14 protein-coding genes and 1 tRNA gene are annotated in these 16,805 nt (G+C 71.1%); 4 read left to right on the top strand and 11 right to left on the bottom strand.

The window, feature by feature from the left end; genetic code table 11:
• The coding region (locus tag IE278_RS12105) for a response regulator (protein WP_506417398.1) at positions 1-2,247 on the top strand (2,247 nt) is incomplete at its 5' end.
• A 143-nt stretch (positions 2,248-2,390) separates the two neighbouring features.
• Here IE278_RS12105 and IE278_RS12100 read toward each other — a convergent pair.
• The 9 genes from IE278_RS12100 to IE278_RS12060 form a co-directional block, all read right to left on the bottom strand.
• Positions 2,391-4,037: a long-chain fatty acid--CoA ligase gene (locus IE278_RS12100; RefSeq protein WP_189771566.1), complete on the bottom strand. Its 1,647-nt coding sequence runs from the start codon at positions 4,035-4,037 to the stop codon at positions 2,391-2,393.
• Between the two features lie 167 nt (positions 4,038-4,204).
• Positions 4,205-4,750, bottom strand: a complete 546-nt coding sequence (locus IE278_RS12095) for a SigE family RNA polymerase sigma factor (RefSeq protein WP_189771513.1) — start codon at positions 4,748-4,750, stop codon at positions 4,205-4,207.
• A gap of 247 nt (positions 4,751-4,997) precedes the next feature.
• Positions 4,998-5,864: a DUF1906 domain-containing protein gene (locus IE278_RS12090; protein WP_189771565.1), complete on the bottom strand. Its 867-nt coding sequence runs from the start codon at positions 5,862-5,864 to the stop codon at positions 4,998-5,000.
• Between the two features lie 138 nt (positions 5,865-6,002).
• Positions 6,003-7,175, bottom strand: a complete 1,173-nt coding sequence (locus IE278_RS12085) for a lipid-transfer protein (protein WP_189771511.1) — start codon at positions 7,173-7,175, stop codon at positions 6,003-6,005.
• Positions 7,172-7,696 carry a MaoC family dehydratase gene (locus IE278_RS12080; protein ID WP_246570260.1) on the bottom strand — a complete coding sequence of 175 codons (525 nt, stop codon included), beginning with the start codon at positions 7,694-7,696 and terminating at the stop codon, positions 7,172-7,174. The genes IE278_RS12085 and IE278_RS12080 overlap by 4 nt, the downstream gene beginning before the upstream one ends.
• On the bottom strand, positions 7,693-8,757 hold the full coding sequence (locus IE278_RS12075; protein ID WP_189771509.1) for an acyl-CoA dehydrogenase family protein: 1,065 nt from the start codon (positions 8,755-8,757) through the stop codon (positions 7,693-7,695). Before IE278_RS12075 ends, IE278_RS12080 begins: the two co-directional genes overlap by 4 nt.
• Entirely contained in the window at positions 8,757-9,854 is a 1,098-nt protein-coding gene (locus IE278_RS12070) for a bifunctional MaoC family dehydratase N-terminal/OB-fold nucleic acid binding domain-containing protein (RefSeq protein ID WP_373311980.1), read from the bottom strand. Before IE278_RS12070 ends, IE278_RS12075 begins: the two co-directional genes overlap by 1 nt.
• 71 nt (positions 9,855-9,925) lie before the next feature.
• A complete protein-coding gene (locus IE278_RS12065) occupies positions 9,926-11,296 on the bottom strand; it encodes an acyl-CoA dehydrogenase family protein (RefSeq protein ID WP_189771507.1) in 1,371 nt (456 codons plus the stop codon).
• A gap of 291 nt (positions 11,297-11,587) precedes the next feature.
• Positions 11,588-11,899, bottom strand: coding sequence for a hypothetical protein (locus IE278_RS12060; RefSeq protein WP_189771505.1), 312 nt, complete (start codon positions 11,897-11,899; stop codon positions 11,588-11,590).
• A 429-nt stretch (positions 11,900-12,328) separates the two neighbouring features.
• On the opposite strand from IE278_RS12060, the gene IE278_RS12055 reads away from it, so the two are divergent.
• Both IE278_RS12055 and IE278_RS12050 read left to right on the top strand, forming a co-directional pair.
• The gene (locus tag IE278_RS12055; protein WP_189771502.1) at positions 12,329-13,195 is read left to right on the top strand and encodes a bifunctional DNA primase/polymerase; all 867 of its coding nucleotides are present in this window, start codon (positions 12,329-12,331) and stop codon (positions 13,193-13,195) included.
• 23 nt (positions 13,196-13,218) lie between these two features.
• The gene (locus IE278_RS12050) at positions 13,219-13,809 is read left to right on the top strand and encodes a hypothetical protein (protein ID WP_189771500.1); all 591 of its coding nucleotides are present in this window, start codon (positions 13,219-13,221) and stop codon (positions 13,807-13,809) included.
• A gap of 44 nt (positions 13,810-13,853) precedes the next feature.
• Here the strand turns inward: IE278_RS12050 and IE278_RS12045 are convergent.
• Both IE278_RS12045 and IE278_RS12040 read right to left on the bottom strand, forming a co-directional pair.
• Positions 13,854-13,940: transfer RNA gene (locus IE278_RS12045), tRNA-Ser, on the bottom strand.
• 41 nt (positions 13,941-13,981) lie between these two features.
• Entirely contained in the window at positions 13,982-15,598 is a 1,617-nt protein-coding gene (locus tag IE278_RS12040; protein ID WP_189771497.1) for a S1C family serine protease, read from the bottom strand.
• Between the two features lie 278 nt (positions 15,599-15,876).
• Between IE278_RS12040 and IE278_RS12035 the strand changes: the two genes are divergently transcribed.
• Positions 15,877-16,689: a glycerophosphodiester phosphodiesterase gene (locus IE278_RS12035; protein ID WP_189771495.1), complete on the top strand. Its 813-nt coding sequence runs from the start codon at positions 15,877-15,879 to the stop codon at positions 16,687-16,689.
• Positions 16,690-16,805 lie beyond the last annotated feature (116 nt).

Below are 16,805 nucleotides of genomic sequence, written 5' to 3'. Positions count from 1 at the left end.
ACCGGGCGGCGTCGGCGTGCGCTGGCCGCCGCGGCGGAGCGCGCGGCGGCTCAGGAGGCGGGGCCTCGCGCGGTGTTCGCGCTGCCGCCCGCCGAGGCGGACCGCTCTCCCGACTACGCGGCGCAGTTCACCGAGGGCCATGGCCACGGTCAGGCACCGGCCGGCGGCGGACGCCATGACGTTGCCCTGCGCGATCCTGCCGACGATCACACTCCGCCCCAGCCGCATCCGGTGCAGGCGCCCAGCGGACGCCGCCGGGCTCGGCAGGCCGCGGGCGAGGCAGCCGCCGTCAACGCGGGCACAGGCGCGGGCGCGGGTGCGGGCGCTGGCAATGTGACGCCGGATGGGGCGGCCGGGGTTTCCGGGCAGCAGCCGATGCCGGGCCATCTGCCTCCCGCGCAAGCCGTTCCGGCGGAGGGCGCGCCCGCTCAACCCGTCCCCGGCCAGGCCGTTCCCGGGCAGCCCGCACCCGCGTCCGTATCCGTACCCGCTCAGGGCAACCCGCAGCACGGCGCCCCTTCGGCCGTTCCCGCCATGGGGCAGGCCGTGCCCCCGCAGGGCGTCCCCCAGCCGGTCGCCCCCGGGCAGGCCCTCCCGCCGCAGGCCGGGCCCCTCCCCGGTCAGGCCCTGCCGCCGCAGGCCGCCCCCGGTCAGGTCTCCCCGGCCGGCCTCGCCGGACTGGTGGCAGGCGTGCCGGCCGAGGGCGTCCCGGGGCATGCCGGAGTCCCAGCGCCCGGCACGCCTGCCCAAGGCACCCCGGTAGGCACCCCGGTGGCGGGTCCCGCCCAGCCGCAACCGCAACAGCAGACGCCCGCGGCCGGGATCCCGAACGCGGACCCGACCGCGCCCCCTCAGCCCTGGCCCGGCGCGGCCGACACCTCCGGCGCCGGAGTACCCGTACAGCCGGATGCCGCCGCCGCGTCGCAGCCGTGGCCGGGCACGGCCGATACGTCGGCCGCTCCTGAGCCCGCGGCGGCCCCGGAACAGCCGCGCGTCGCGCAGCCCCTCCCCGCGGAGGCGGCGGCGCCTCCCATCGACCCCAACTCGACGCAGGGCCGGGCGATCAGCGTCCGCACGCTCGGGCAGGGTGTCCCGTTCGGCCGCCGCATGATCGACGCCCAGCAGGCCAAGCAGCCCGGCCGGACGGCGGCGCCCGCCCCCCAGGCCCCCGCACAGCCGCAGGCCCAAGCACAGGCTCAGGCGCAGCCCGTGGCGCAGGGGGGAGCCGCGCCGCAGCCGCAGGCACCGACGCCTCCCCCGCACGCGACCAACGGCTCCGGGCGGCGCCGCAAGCTCGGCACGCGGCCCGATCCCGTGGCCGAGCAGACGGACACGGCGGCGCGCTCGCACCCGGGCGCCGGCGGCCAGCAGTCCCGGCTCGCCCACGCCACCGAGGGCACCGGCCGTTCGTACGCCATAGGAGCACCGGACCAGAACGCCGACGAAGGCCCCGAGCCGCTCGACGGTCCCGGCGGTGCGGTGGAGGTCGCGAACCAGCCCCACCCGCAGCCGATGGACGACGAGCTGCCCCCGGAGCCGCTGGACAACCCGCGCCGGCTGCTGGTCTGGCCCGCGCCGGACATCACCACACAGCAGGCACTGAGCGACCGCGGCTACCGGCCCGTCATCGTGCACTCACGCGAAGAGGTCGACGCGCAGATCGCCGCCTTCCCGGCCGCTCTGTTCGTCGACCCGCTCACCGGCCCGATCACGCGCACGGCCCTCCAGTCGCTGCGCCAGGCCGCCGTCGCCGCCGAGGTGCCGGTCCTGGTGACGGCCGGTCTCGGTCAGGCCACACGTGAGGCGGCGTACGGAGCCGACCCCGCCGTACTCCTCAAGGCGTTGGCGCCGCGCGACAGCGAGCAGCATCCGCCGCGTGTCCTCCTCATCGAGGAGCACGCCGAGATCGCGCTCGCGCTGACCTCGACGCTGGAGCGGCGCGGCATGCAGGTCGCGCGGGCCTCGTCCGACGAGGACGCCGTCACGCTGGCCGGGCAGATGCGGCCGAACCTGGTGGTGATGGACCTGATGCAGGTACGCCGCCGACGCGCCGGGATCGTCGACTGGCTGCGCGCGAACGGCCAGCTCAACCGCACCCCGCTGGTCGTCTACACCGCGGCCGTCGACCCGAGCGAACTGCCGAGGCTGGCCGCGGGGGAGACGGTGCTGTTCCTGGCCGAGCGCTCGACAAGCGCCGAGGTACAGGACCGAATCGTGGATCTGCTGGCTCGCATCGGCACGAACTGAGCGTCGGCACGAACTGAGCGTCGGCTCAACCAGGCGTACGCACAAACGGGTTGGGGCGTTGTTTCACGTGAAACAACGCCCCAACCCGCCTATATCGCCTGCTCTGGCTATCAAGCTCTCCGGCTGTCGGGCTGTCAGAGCTGTCAGAGCTGGGTGACGTCCAGCTCGCCCGCCGCGTACTGCCTGCGCAGCACCTTCTTGTCGAACTTGCCGACGCTCGTCTTCGGCACCGACGCGATGATCGTCCAGCGCTCGGGAAGCTGCCACTTGGCGATCTTGCCCTCGTCGGCGAGGAAGGACCGCAGGGTGTCGAAGTCGGCGCTGGCGCCTTCCTTCAGCACGACGGTGGCGAGCGGGCGTTCGCCCCACTTGTCGTCCGGGACGGCGACGACCGCCGCCTCGGCGACCTCGGGGTGGGCCATGAGGGCGTTCTCCAGGTCGACCGAGGAGATCCATTCGCCGCCGGACTTGATGACGTCCTTGGCGCGGTCGGTGAGGGTCAGGAAGCCGTCGGGGCTGATCGTGCCGACGTCGCCGGTCTTGAGCCAGCCGTCCTCGCTGAACTTGTCGTCGGGGCGCAGGACTTCGGCGCCCTGACCGCCGTAGTACGCGCCCGCGATCCAGGGGCCGCGCACTTCCAGCTCACCTGCGGACTCGCCGTCCCAGGGCAGCCGCTCGCCGCCAGGACCGGTCAGCCGGGGCTCGACACCGGCGGGGAAACGGCCCTGGGTGAGCCGGTACGCGAACTCCTCGTCCGAGCCCACCTCCACCTGGGCCGGCGGCCGGGCGATCGTGCCGAGCGGTGAGGTCTCCGTCATGCCCCAGGCGTGACAGACGCGCATGCCCAGCTCGTCGAACGCCGTCATGAGGGCGGGCGGACAGGCGGAGCCGCCGATGGTGACCTGGGTCAGCGAACTCACGTCACGCGGCTTGCCCTTGAGCTCCGCGAGCAGGCCCTGCCAGATGGTGGGTACGGCGGCCGCGTGCGTCGGACGCTCGCGCTCGATCATCTCGGCGAGCGGTGCGGGCTGCAGGAAACGGTCCGGCATCAGCACGTTCACGCCGGTCATGAACATCGCGTGCGGCAGACCCCAGGCGTTCACATGGAACTGCGGAACCACGACGAGGGACGTGTCCCCGTCGGTGAGCCCCATGGACTGCGTCATGTTGACCTGCATCGAGTGCAGGTAGATGGAGCGGTGCGAGTAGATGACACCCTTGGGGTCGCCGGTCGTACCGGAGGTGTAGCACATGGCCGCGGCCTGGCGTTCGTCCAGCGCAGGCCAGTCGTAGCTGTCCGGCTTGCCCGCGATCAGCTCCTCGTACTCGTGCACCTGGACGGTCGCCCCGTCGAGCAGCGAGCGGTCACCTGGACCGGAGACGACCACGTGCTCGACCGACTTGAGGTGCGGGAGCAGCGGCGCGAGCAGCGGGAGCAGCGAACCGTTGGCCACGATGACCCGGTCGGCGGCGTGGTTGACGATCCAGACGAGCTGCTCAGGAGGCAGCCGGAGATTCAATGTGTGGAGGATCGCGCCCATGGCCGGGATCGCGTAATACGCCTCGACGTGCTCGGCGTTGTTCCACATCAGCGTCGCGACCCGGTCGTCGTCCCGCACTCCGAGGTCGTCGCGCAGGGCGTGCGCCAGCTGTGCCGTCCGTGCCCCGATCTCGGCGAACGACCGCCGGTGCGGCTCGGCCTCACCGGTCCAGGTGATCACCTGAGATGACCCGTGGATCGTCGACCCGTGTGTCAGGATCCTAGAGATCAGCAGCGGTACGTCCTGCATCGTGCTCAGCACGGCGTCCTCCCGGGGGCGACATTGCCTACGCGGTAGTAAGGGTTGGGCTGATTCTGCTCACATACCGCGCGGTATGTCACTACTACGGGGTGATCGATCACGTCACGGCACGGATTGCTTGCCCGGTCCCGCCCGCTGTGCTTCCACCGCGCCGCTCAGCGCACGGGGCCCAGCTCAGGGTCCTCACGGAGCTTGCCCAGCGCACGCGACACGGCCGACTTGACCGTCCCGATCGACACGCCCAGCACCTCCGCCGTCTGCGCCTCGCTCAGGTCCTCGTAGTACCGCAGGACGACCATGGCCCGCTGCCGCGCGGGCAACTTCATGATCGCGCGCCACATCGCGTCGTGCAGTGCCTGCTGCTCCGCCGGGTCCCCGGCCGGCGGAGCCTGCGGCTCCGGCAGTTCGTCGCACGCGAACTCGTCGACCTTCCGCTTCCGCCACTGCGACGTCCGCGTGTTCAGCAGCGCCCGGCGCACATAGCCGTCGAGCGCCCGGTGGTCCTCGATCCGCTCCCAGGCGACATACGTCTTGGTGAGGGCGGTCTGCAGCAGGTCCTCCGCGTCGCACGGGTTCGCGGTCAGCGAGCGCGCGGTGCGCAGCAACACAGGTTGGCGAGCCCTTACGTACGAGGAGAACGACGGGTACGCATGGGTCCGCGTCGCCACGTTCGAAGCGCTGGTGCAGACGGATGTGGTCATGGCTCCACGCTAGGATCGCCCCCTACTCCAGCGGATCGGCCGCAGGTCCCGAAGCCTTGTCCGCCTCAGGTTGTAGGAGGGGGGCAGGCCCCACCTCCTGAAGGTGGACACGAGGCTCAGGACCCCTGAGGGTTCGCCCCTGAGAGACGGGCCCCCGCGCACTCCCAGCGCAGTAGCCCGCACCCGGGCGTGATGCCGGAGTAGTACGACCGCGCACCAGAGCAGCCCCGGACGTCACTCCGGCGACTCAGCCGATGCGCGCGACCGGCGCGTGCATCAGATTGCGGTCGATCAGCAGCGTCCGGCCGCCGTGCCGTTCCTTTACGTTCCCCGCGTACTGGTGGATGCGCCGCGCGGGCGCCCACGCGGTCTTCTTGAGCACGGGCTCGCTGTTCAGCCCGTTCTTCACACCCCAGCGCGCGAACCACACCACCGCCGGCAGGTCCCGCACACCGGCCCGCCGCGACAGCTCCATGTGACGGACGCCCGACGCGGCGCTGCTGTAGAACCCCGGCAGATACCCCTGCCGCGACACCTGCCGGTTCCACCCCCGTACGAACAGGAGCGTGGTGCGCGCACACTTCTTGTTCCGGTATTCGTAGGCCTCCATGTCCAGGAAGAGCGGGCTGCCGGGCCGCATACCGAGCGCCGTCGCCCTCTTCACCGCGTCGCGGGCCTCCGCCGTCCCCTGCTTCCAGGGATGGCGCCCGATCCGTACGTTCTTCTTGTGCCGTGCGAACACACAGGTCGACTGCGAGCCCACGTACAGCGGCAGCACCCGCCAGCCCTGGTCCCGCACCGTCCGCATCCAGCGGTGGCTCAGATGGGGCTGTGACCGGCAGGCCCGCCCGCGACCGCCGAAGTAGACACCCACCGCCCGGTACGGGGACGCCCGCCACCGCCGCATGGTGTCCGCGGAAGGCGCCCGGCACGTGTCGAACGCCCGCCCCTTGAACGTGAGCGCCTTGGGTCTCACGCCGTACTCCCGGGTCCCGGGCTCCCGGTCAGGGGAACCCACCGGAGCGACAGCACCCGGCGACCAGGACCCCGCCTCCGCCGGTGGTGCCGCCGTGAGCCCCAGCAGGAGCAGCACGAACCCGAATCCGACGATCATCTTGTGACATCGCAGCCAACGCATAGGCCGAGTCAACGGCCCCGTCCACGATGTCGGGCCCGGACACGCGCCACGTTCATCCGTCCGCCCCGCAATCAGCCCCGATCGTCCGAACCGGGGACCGGGCGAACCCCTGGATCAGCCCCGGTCGTCCGAACCCAGGATCAGTCCCGAGGTCGGAACACCCGTCCCCGCCGTCACCAGCACCCGACGGGCTCCCGGTATCTGGTTCACGGACGAACCGCGCAGTTGCCTGACCCCTTCCGCCACTCCGTTCATCCCGTGCAGATACGCCTCCCCGAGCTGCCCTCCGTGTGTGTTCAACGGCAGCCGCTCCTCCGCCACGAAGTCCGCCGCCTCACCCGGCTTGCAGAACTCGAACTCCTCCAGCTGGGTCAGCACGAACGGCGTGAAGTGGTCATACAGGATCCCGACGTCGATCCCGGCCGGCGTCAGCCCCGACGTACGCCACAGCTGCCGCGCCACCACGCTCATCTCCGGCAGCCCCGTCAGATCGTCCCGGTAGAAGCTGGTCATCTGCTCCTGGGCCCGCCCCGCGCCCTGCGCCGCCGCGACGATCACGGCCGGCGGACGCGGCAGGTCGCGCGCCCGCTCCACCGAGGTGACGACCAGGGCCTGCCCGCCGTCGGTCTCCTGGCAGCAGTCGAGCAGCCGCAACGGCTCGACGATCCAGCGGGACGCCGCATGATCCGCGAGCGAGATCGGTCTGCCGTGGAAGTACGCCGCCGGGTTGGTCGCCGCGTACTTCCGGTCGACGACCGCGACCCGCCCGAACGCCTCGGAGGTCAGCCCGTACGTGTGCAGATAGCGCTGGGCCGCCATCGCCACCCAGGACGCGGGTGTGAGCAGTCCGAAGGGCAGCGCCCAGCCGAGGGCCGCACCCTCGGCGGACGGCACCCGGCGCTGGACCCCGGAGCCGAATCTCCGCCCCGACCGCTCGTTGAAAGCCCGGTAACAGACCACCACCTCGGCCAGCCCCGAGGCCACCGCCAGCGCCGCCTGCTGGACGGTCGCGCAGGCCGCCCCGCCGCCGTAGTGGATCCGGGAGAAGAACGACAGCTCCCCCATGCCGGCCGCCTGGGCGACGGTGATCTCGGGGCTCGTGTCCATCGTGAACGTCACCAGGCCGTCCACATCGCCCGGTGTGAGCCCCGCGTCGTCCAGCGCGGCCCGCACCGCCTCCACCGCGAGCCGCAGCTCGCTGCGCCCCGAGTCCTTGGAGAACTCGGTCGCCCCTATCCCGACGACGGCCGCCCGTCCGCCGAGGCTGTCCCTCGTCCGCACGCTCATGACCGGCCCTCCGGTAGGGCCGCGGTCGCCTCCGGGCTGGGCGCGATCGCCTCCCGGGTGATCGCGGTCGCCTCCGGGGTGGTGTCCGTCGTCGTCCGCTGCACCGGCTCCGGCCCCGACCCCGGCACCGTGACCGTCACCGTGCCCGTGACGTGCTTGCCGAGGCTGTTGGCGCCGATGACCCGGACCGTCGCCGTGTCGCCCCGGACGTCCTCCACCACCCCGGTCAGCACCATGGTGTCGCCCGGGTGATTGGGGGCGCCCAGTCTGATCGCCACTCTGCGCAGCACGGCCCGGGGCCCGAAGTGGTCCGTGATGTAGCGCCCGACCAGCCCGTTGGTCGTCAGGATGTTCATGAAGATGTCCGGCGAGCCCTTCTGTCGTGCCGCTTCGGCGTCATGGTGCACGTCCTGGTAGTCGCGCGACGCGATCGCCCCGGCGACGACCAGCGTGCGGGTGATCTCGATCTCCAGCGGTGGCAGCACGTCGCCGACCCGCGTCGGCCCGACCTCGGTGGTCATGCGTCCCCCTCACCCTCTCCCTCACCGTGCACGATCGACTCCCCCAGCTCCTGGAGCAGTTCGCTCCCGCACCCCAGGTACGCGTCCAGCTGCCGTCCCCACAGGAAGTGCCGATGCACGGGGTGCTCCAGGTCGGCCCCCATACCGCCGTGCAGATGCTGCCCCGCGTGGACGACACGGTGGCCCGCCTCGGACGCCCACCAGGCGGCGGTCAGCGCGTGCGCGGCATAGTCCAGCCCTTCGTCCCGCCGCCAGGCCGCCTCGTACGCCGTGACCCGTATCGCCTCGGTGTCCATATGCGCGTCTGCCGCCCGGAGTTGAACCCCTTGCTTGGCCGCGAGCGGCTGTCCGAACTGCTCGCGGGTGTTGGTGTACGCCACGGCTCTGGCGACCGAGCCCGCGCACACGCCCGCCTGGAGCCCCGCGAAAGCGGTACGAGCGGTGGCCAGCACGTCGTCGTACATTTCGCCGTACATGTCGTCGTACGCGTCGACGCCGCCGAGTTGTTCGGCCGGTGTGGCGTCCAGGGTCAGGCGTCCGGCCGACCACGGCGCCGTCAACTCGACGGGCTCACAGCGGGCGTCGGCGGTCCGTACGAGCCACAACCGGTGTTCCTCGTCGGCGACCAGCACATGCGTGGCGTCGCGGAGCCACGGCACCACGGGGGCCACCCCACTCAACTCGCCGCTCCCACCGGCCCGTACCGCGCTGTCGGACAGGGCGCCGGTCATCACGACCGAGCCGTCCGCGATCCCCGGCAGCAGTCGTTCCCGCTGTTCCGCCGAGCCGTGCGCCGACACCGCCAGCAGCCCGTAGACACAGCTCGCGGCGAACGGCACCTGGGCCGTCGTCCGCCCCTGCTCCTCCAGGAGGAGCACAAGACCGAGGAGCCCGATGTCCTCGACGGCGGCCGGCAGCCCCGCCTCGCACAACGCCTTCCACAGTTCCCCGTCGCTGCACGTCCCCACGGCAGTCAGCCGTTCGTGCGTGGACAGGTCGCCGAAGATCCGCGCGGCCAGATCGCGGGCCGCCGTCTGCTCCTCCGTCGGCGTGAAGTCCATCAGCCCCCGCTCCCCTCGACCGCGCGGAAGACCGGCAGCTCCAGCTCCTCGTCCACCCGCTCGAACTCCAGCCGCACCGGCATCCCGATCCGCACGCGGTCGTGCGGCACCCCCACCACATTGCTGATCATCCGGACGCCCTCGACGAGTTCGACCAGCCCCACCGCGTACGGAGGGTCGAAGGCCGGGAAGGGCGGGTGATGCATCACCACGTACGAGTAGACGGTCCCCTCGCCGGTCGCCTCGACCGTGTCCCACTCCAGGCAGCCGCAGGAGTTGCACCCCGGCAGCCAGGGGAAACGCAGGGTCTCGCACTTCTCGCAGCGCTGGATGAGCAGTTGGTGCCGGGACACGCCCTCCCAGAAGCCGGCGTTGTCCCGATTGACGACGGGGCGGGGCCGCTTGGGGCGGGAGGCCGTCGTGGCCTCACCGGTGGACACCGAGGCATCCCTGGTGGGTGTCAGGGCTTCCCCCGTGGGCGTCGAAACCTCCCTGCTGGGTGCCAGGGCCTCACCGGCCTCCGCCACCGCCTGCCTGGCTGCTGTCGCCGCTCTGCCCGCCGCGCCGTCTCTCCGGCGCCGCCCAGCAGGTACGTACTTGAGGATCCGGAACCGGTGCGTCCCCGCCGGCTCGCCCCCTGCCCGTACATCCGTCCGCGTCGTGACGAAGTACCCCGTGCCCAGCTTGGTCGTCTTGCGCTCGGAGACCGACTCGATCACCGAGTCGAAGGTGATCCGGTCCCCCGGCCGAAGTGGCCGCAGATACTCCTGCTCGCAGTCGGTGGCGACAACCGAGGTGTACCCGGCGGCGTCCAGCAACCCGAGCATCTCGACGTACGCCTCCGAGCGTCCCCCGTGGCCGGAGAGTCCCCCCATCGTCCAGGCCTGGAGCATGGTGGCCGGCGCGACGGCGTCCGCTCCCGCATACGCCGGATTCGTGTCCCCCATCGCCTCGCACCAGTGCCGGATCATCGGTTCGTTGACCAGGTCCTTGCCGACGCCTCCGACGGCCGTCAGCCCCTCGTACGTCTTCAGCCGCGCGTGGATGTCCTCGTATCGCCCCTCGGTCACGTCCATTCGCCCCTCGGTCACGTCCATGGACGCCGTCCCCGCCCCGGACGCGGACCTCTCCCCGGACGCGGCCGTCTCGCCCGGCACGGCCCTCCCGCTCACCGCCGCCCCCTCGTCATCCCGAGCCGCATCGTCGCCACGATCTCCCGCTGCACCTCGCTCACCCCGCCCCCGAACGTGTTGATCTGCGCCGCCCTGTTCATCCGCTCCAGCTCGCCGTCCCCGAACACACCCGGCGAACCGGACCGGATCAGCGCGTCCGATCCGACGATTTCCTGACACATTCGATACACCGCGACGGCTGATTCGGTTCCCACGACTTTCACGCCGCTGGCATCGCCGGGGGCCAGCCGGCCGGCCCCCACATCGCCCACCAAACGCCAGTTGAGCAGGCGCGTTGCCGCGAGCCGGGCATGTACCTCGGCCAGCCTCGAACGCACCCACGGCTCGTCAACCCTGCGCCGCCCCGTCACCGGATCGGGGACGCGGGCCGCGGCCAGGGCGGCCAGGTAGAAGTCCTCGGCCTGCATACCGATGGCGGCGAGTGCGACCCGTTCGTGGTTCAGCTGGTTGGTGATGAGCCCCCAGCCGCCGTTCTCCTCGCCGACCAGGCGGGAGACCGGGACCCGGATCCCGTCGTAGTACGTGGCCGTCGTGGTCAGCCCGCCCACTGTTTCGATCGGTGTCCACGAGAACCCGGGCGCGTCCGTGGGGACCAGCAGGATCGAGATGCCCTTGTGTTTCGGCGCGTCGGGGTCCGTACGGCAGGCGAGCCAGATCCAGTCGGCGTGTTGGGCGTTGGAGGTGAACACCTTCTGCCCGTCGACGATCCACTCATCACCGGGGCCGGGGCCTTCGTCGAGTTCCGCGCGCCTCTCTGGCCCTTCGCGCTCCCCACGGCCAGGGTCCCCGTCCCCGTCGCGGGCGCCGCCCCCGTCCCCGTCCCCGTCCCCGGCACCAGCGCTTGGGGCACGGCCGCCGCCCCGCACGGCCCGAGTCCGTAGCGAGGCCAGATCCGTACCGGCGGACGGCTCGCTGTATCCGATCGCGAACACGAGCTCTCCGCGCAGGATCCGCGGCAGGAAGAAGTCCTTCTGCTCTTCGGTCCCGTACTTCATGAGCGTCGGCCCGACCGTGTTCAGCGTGACCATGGAAATCGGGGCGCCCGCCCGGCAGGCCTCGTCGAAGAACACGAACTGCTCGTCGGCGCCCCGCCCCTGGCCTCCGTAGGCCTCCGGCCAGCCGATACCGAGCCATCCGTCGGCGCCGATCCGCCGCAGCAGTGCCCGTCGCCTCGCGGAGTCCAAACCGGAACCGGCAGCCACACCGGCACCGGCACCGGCAGGGGCAGGGGCAGGGGCAGGGGCCGGGGCAGGTACAGAGGGAGGTCCGTCCGGCATGAGTCCCCGGAAGTACGAACGGAGTTCGGCGCGTAGGCGTCGCTGGCGTTCGGTGGGGACGAGATGCACGACGACGGCCCTCCCGGACCTCGTACGAACAAGGGTTTCTGACTGTCCGTCAGATACATCCCACTGTCAAGGTTCAAGGTCGCGCACCGCAGTTGACGCAGTCGACACACGCGCCGCACTCGACACACTCAACGCATTCGACACACTCACCGCACACGGCAGGAGTGCAGGCGCAAACGTCTGCGCGGCGATGCCGAAGCATCGCCGCGCAGACGTGTTACCACCCCACAAAGCACCCCACCAAGGAGGCACACGGCCGTCGGGGGTCTCCAGTCCCCGGCGGCCGCCGGCTCACCAGAGGTGGGTGAAGTTGACGGCGACGGTCTCGTTCGACTGGTCGATGGCCGTGAACGCGGAACCGTTCACCTGCGCCGTGTTGCTCTGGTTCGAGGCGCCGGAACCGACGGCCTGCTGCTGCGTCGTGGACGAGGTGCCGTAGTTGTCGCCCCCGACTCCGCTGCCACCGACAGTCGCCACCGCGGCGTTCGATCCGTTGTCCGCGAAAGAGCCGTTGTCGGCCGCTGCCACTCCCGAGAAGAGGGCGGCGGCGAGCGGCAGGGCTGCCGCGGCGGCGAGAACGCGGGCGGTACGGATGCTTGCCATGTCTGTTCCTCCAGGAAGCGAGAAGTACAGGCCGGTCACGACCGGCTGAGTACGGCTGGATCCGGGGCAGTTGGCCGACCACCTCGGTGTCGTTCACGACGTCGCGAGATCAGAATTGCCCACCGAATCCCCGGCGAACCACCCCGGAAGCCGCTATTCGCTCGCAAGCGTGAGTACATGTCGATAAACCCCCTTCGCGCCACCGAAACCGCAGTTCAGGGCAGTGCGGGCAGTGCGGGCAGCTCAATCCCATACACCGCAAGGGGCGAAGCGTTTCGTCACTTTTTCAGCCAATCTCTCCGGGCCGGTTCCACAGCGCCCCTCGCAGGCCACCGGAGCCCGGACCCTGCACCGCCCCCGCAGCTCTGCCCCCTCCTCACGCCTCCCGGCCCCTTCCTTTTTTCGAACACCCGTACGAACATGGAGGGCATGGCCACCATCGACCGGCAGGCCACGACGCTGGCCCTCGCTCACGCCCTGTCAGCCGCCGAACGCGGACTGGCCGTCATCCCGCTGTCCCGGACCAAGCTCCCGGCGCTGCGCTCGCCCCACCGCGACGACCCGGCAGCACCGCCCTGCCACGGTGAGTGCGACCGCTTCGGCCACGGTGTGTACGACGCCTCGACCGACCCCCGCCGCATACGCGCGCTCTTCGCCGCCGCCCCCTGGGCCACCGGCTACGGCATCGCCTGCGGCCTGGACCCCCACCACTTGATCGGCATCGACCTGGACACCAAGTCGGGTACGGACTCGTCCGCGGCTCTTCGTGAACTGGCGCTGCGCCACCTGTTCACGATCCCCGAGACGGTCGTCGTGCTGACGCCCAGCGGTGGCCGCCACCTCTGGCTGAGCGGCCCGCCCGACGTCGTCGTCCCCAACTCCGCGAGCCGACTGGCCCCGGGCATCGACATCCGCGGTGCCGGCGGCTACCTCGTCGGCCCCGGCTCCCGTACCGAACACGGCGTCTACAGCACGGCTCCGGGCACCGCTCAGCTGCCACCCGCCCCCTGCCCGACGTCGCTGCTGCGCCTCCTGACGCCGCCGCCCCGCCCCCACACCCCGACGACCGCGACGCCGAGCCAGCAGGGCCAGGGCCTCGTACAGTTCGTCCTCGCCGCGCACGAGGGGCAGCGCAACACCCGCCTGTTCTGGGCGGCCTGCCGCGCCTACGAGAACGGCTTCGGCCCGCAACTGACCGAGGCCCTGGTAGACGCCGCCGTCCGCACGGGCCTCACCGAACGCGAGGCCCGCTCGACCATCACGTCGGCGTCCCGCATGACGAGCCACCGCCCGTAGCGCGGGCGATCTAGGGTGTGCCGATGCAGCCCTTCCCGCCGCCGCGGATACCGGCGGGCGAACTCCGCCCCGGCCGTCACTGGTATGCGACGGCGGCGGCGATCACCGTCGTTCTGATCGTGTCGGGTACTGCCCTCGGAGTGCACCGTTTCAAGGACGCGATCAAAGCGGTGGATACGGGCAACAAGTTCGCGAACGGCGACACCGTCACCCTGCGGCTCGACCCGCACCACGAGAAGGCGATCTGGATCAGGGACCGAGGCCCGTCACCCGACCAGGAGTGCGGCATCACCGGCCCGGGCGAGCCCGTTCTCACCGATCCGGGAATCGACGTGTACCTCACCCGCGACGAGACCTGGAACCCGCTCTATGCCATCGACGTGCCCCGGGTAGGCGAGTACAAGGTCACCTGCACTTCCCAAGAACCGTCCCAGTACGCGATCGGGGGCCCCGGCGGCTTCCTCACGTTCGGAGGCCGGCTGCTGCTGGCCGCCCTTCTCCCGATACTCGGAATCAGCATCGGCGCCGCCATCGTCCTGGTCACCGCCCTCCGCCGCAGAAGCCATCGCAAGCGGCTGCCGCCCGAACACCACAACTCCGCTGCCCGCCCATGAGAACGGCCCCCGACCGATGTACCTGGTCAGGGACCGTTCACCTGCGGTGGGTGTGGGATTTGAACCCACGGTCACATCGCTGCGACGACGGTTTTCAAGACCGTTCCCTTAGGCCGCTCGGGCAACCCACCCCGCGCCGCTGAGAGATCGGCGCGGGGACAAGACTAACCGGTCAGCTGTCGCCCTCGCGCTGGCCCAGGGTTACTTCGGCGGTCCGCTGCTTGCCGTCGCGGGTGTAGGTGAGCTTGACGGTGTCGCCGGGCTGGTGGGTCCAGATCTCGCCGATGAGGGTCGGGCCGCTGTCGATCACCCGGTCGTCGAGCTTGGTGATGACGTCGCCGGGCTTGAGGCCGGCCTTCGCGGCGGGGCCGTTCGGCGTGACCGCGTCGGAGTTGCCGGCGCCCTGTTCGGTGATCTTCGCGCCCGTGCCCTCCTCCAGGGAGACGGAGGCACCGATGACCGGGTAGACGGGCTTGCCGGTCTTGATGAGCTGCTGGGCGACGTTCTTCGCCTGGTTGATCGGGATCGCGAAGCCCAGGCCGATGGAACCGGACTGGCTCGTGCCGCCCAGGCCGCCGCTGGTGGACTGGATCGCGGAGTTGATGCCGATCACCGCGCCCTTGGCGTCCAGGAGCGGGCCTCCGGAGTTGCCCGGGTTGATCGAGGCGTCGGTCTGCAGGGCGCTCATGTACGAGGCCTTGCTGCTGGAACTGCCGTCGCTGGAGGCGACCGGGCGGTTCTTCGCGCTGATGATGCCCGTGGTCACCGTGTTCGAGAGCCCGAACGGAGCGCCGATCGCGATGGTCGAGTCGCCGACCGCGATCTTGTCCGAGTTGCCGAGCGGCAGCGGCTTGAGGTTGTCCGGCGCGTTCTTGAGCTTGATGACCGCGACGTCGTAACCCTGAGCGTGGCCGACCACCTCGGCGTCGTACTTCTTGCCGTTCGAGAAGGTGGCCGACAGCTTGCCGCTCTCGACCGCCTCGGCGACCACGTGGTTGTTGGTGAGGATGTGGCCCTGCTTGTCGAAGACGAAGCCGGTGCCCGTGCCGCCCTCGCCGTTGCTGCCCTCGGCCTCGATGGTGACCGTGCTCGGCAGCGCCGTGGCGGCCACGTTCGCGACCGTGCCCGCGTCGCGCTTGAGGTCGCCGCCGCTCTCGGACGAGGAGACCGTCGTCGAGCCCGAGGAGTCGTCGTTGCGGTCGGCCGCCCAGTAGCCGATGCCTCCGCCCACGCCGCCCGCGATCAACGCGGCCACCAGGACCGCGGCGACCAGGCCACCGCGTCCGCCGGACTTCGGCTTGGGAGCGGGCTGCTGGTACGAGGAACCCCAGACGTCCCCGGAGCTGCTCTCGCCCCCGCCTCCGTAAGGGCCGGAGCCGCCTTCGCCGCCGCCTCCGTAGGGACCGGAACCGCCTGCACCCCCGCTCCCGTACGGGCCGGAACCGCCCTCGCCACCGCTCGCGTACGGGCCGGAGCCGGCCGCGTTCGCGTAGGCGGGCGTGGCCGACGGCGGGGGCGGAGGCGGCCAGGCGCCTGCCTCCGGAGCCGGCGCGGCGCCCTGGGGCGCCCCGGGAGGCGTCGGGGGCAACGTGGCCGTCGGCGCGTCTCCCTGGAAGGAGCCCGGCCCATGAGGCTGGTTCGTGCCCTCATGAGGGCCCGCGGGGCCCGCGGGACCCGCTCCCGGCGATACCGCCTGCTCCGGGGGCACGGAAGCAGCGGGAGTATCCACCGGCACGGGAGGTGCAGACGGGGCCGGGGGTACTGCAGTGCCCTCGTTCTCGGTGCTCACAGCTCTTCCTCTCGATCCACGGCTGTTCAGTAAGTTCGCATCCGGTCACGTTCGGTCGCGTGTGTTCAGGACTCCGCCACGCGTGTTCGGGAACCGGCACGATTCAGCTGTGCATGTGCTTTTGTATGCCGTCAGCTTTTCCCACGGGACGTCAGGGCGCCATAAGCGGCACCTGTGACTCCGAGATCTTCATTTATATAGGACAGGTCTGACAAAACCACTGCATGGCCCGCGCCGTCGACCGCACGCGTACCCATTCGCGGTGGCACCATGACGCGGTGACCCACGCACGACAGCACCCGACCCAGGTCGTCGCTCACCGCGGGGCCTCCGAAGAGGCCCCCGAGCACACCCTGGCCGCGTACGAGAAAGCGATCGAGGACGGGGCCGACGCCCTTGAGTGCGATGTACGGCTGACCGCGGACGGGCATCTCGTCTGCGTCCACGACCGCCGCGTCAACCGCACCTCCAACGGCCGCGGCGCCGTCTCCGCCCTGGAGCTCGCCGATCTCGCCGCCCTGGACTTCGGCTCCTGGAAGAACCGCGACGAGGCGCCCGACTGGGAGCAGCAGCGGCCCCCCTCCTGGGAGCAGCAGTCCGTCCTCACACTGGAGCGTCTGCTCGAACTCGTGGCGGACGCCGGCCGGCCCGTACGCCTCGCCATCGAGACGAAACACCCCACACGCTGGGCCGGCCAGGTCGAGGAGCGCCTGCTGGTCCTCCTGAAGCGCTTCGGTCTGGACGCGCCGTCCTCGCCCGCCGAGTCGCCGGTACGCGTCATGAGCTTCTCGGCGCGCTCCCTGCAGCGCGTCCGCGCGGCGTCCCCGACGATGCCGACGGTCTATCTGCTGCAGTTCGTCTCGCCCCGGCTGCGCGACGGACGGCTGCCCCCGGGAGTCCGGATCGCCGGCCCCTCCATGCGGATCGTGCGCAGTCATCCTGCGTACATCGAGCGCCTGAAGCGGGCCGGGCACCAGGTCCACGTGTGGACGGTGAACGACTCCGAGGACGTCGACCTCTGCCTCGGACTCGGCGTCGACGCCATCATCACCAACCGCCCGCGCGCGGTGCTGCGCCAGCTGGGGCGCTGAAACCACTCCTCCCACGGTCCCCGCACGTCCCACACGTTCCGCCCACGGAGTGTTTGATATCGGCCACAGTGTCGAATTCAGGCCACCCGGTTACAGGGAGTGCTCCGGCGCACTCG

Source organism: Streptomyces tauricus (genome assembly GCF_014650955.1).
Classification (GTDB): Bacteria; Actinomycetota; Actinomycetes; order Streptomycetales; family Streptomycetaceae; genus Streptomyces; species Streptomyces tauricus.
The sequence above is the reverse complement of the archived record's forward strand: the minus strand, read 5'-3'. Positions and strand labels throughout refer to the sequence as shown.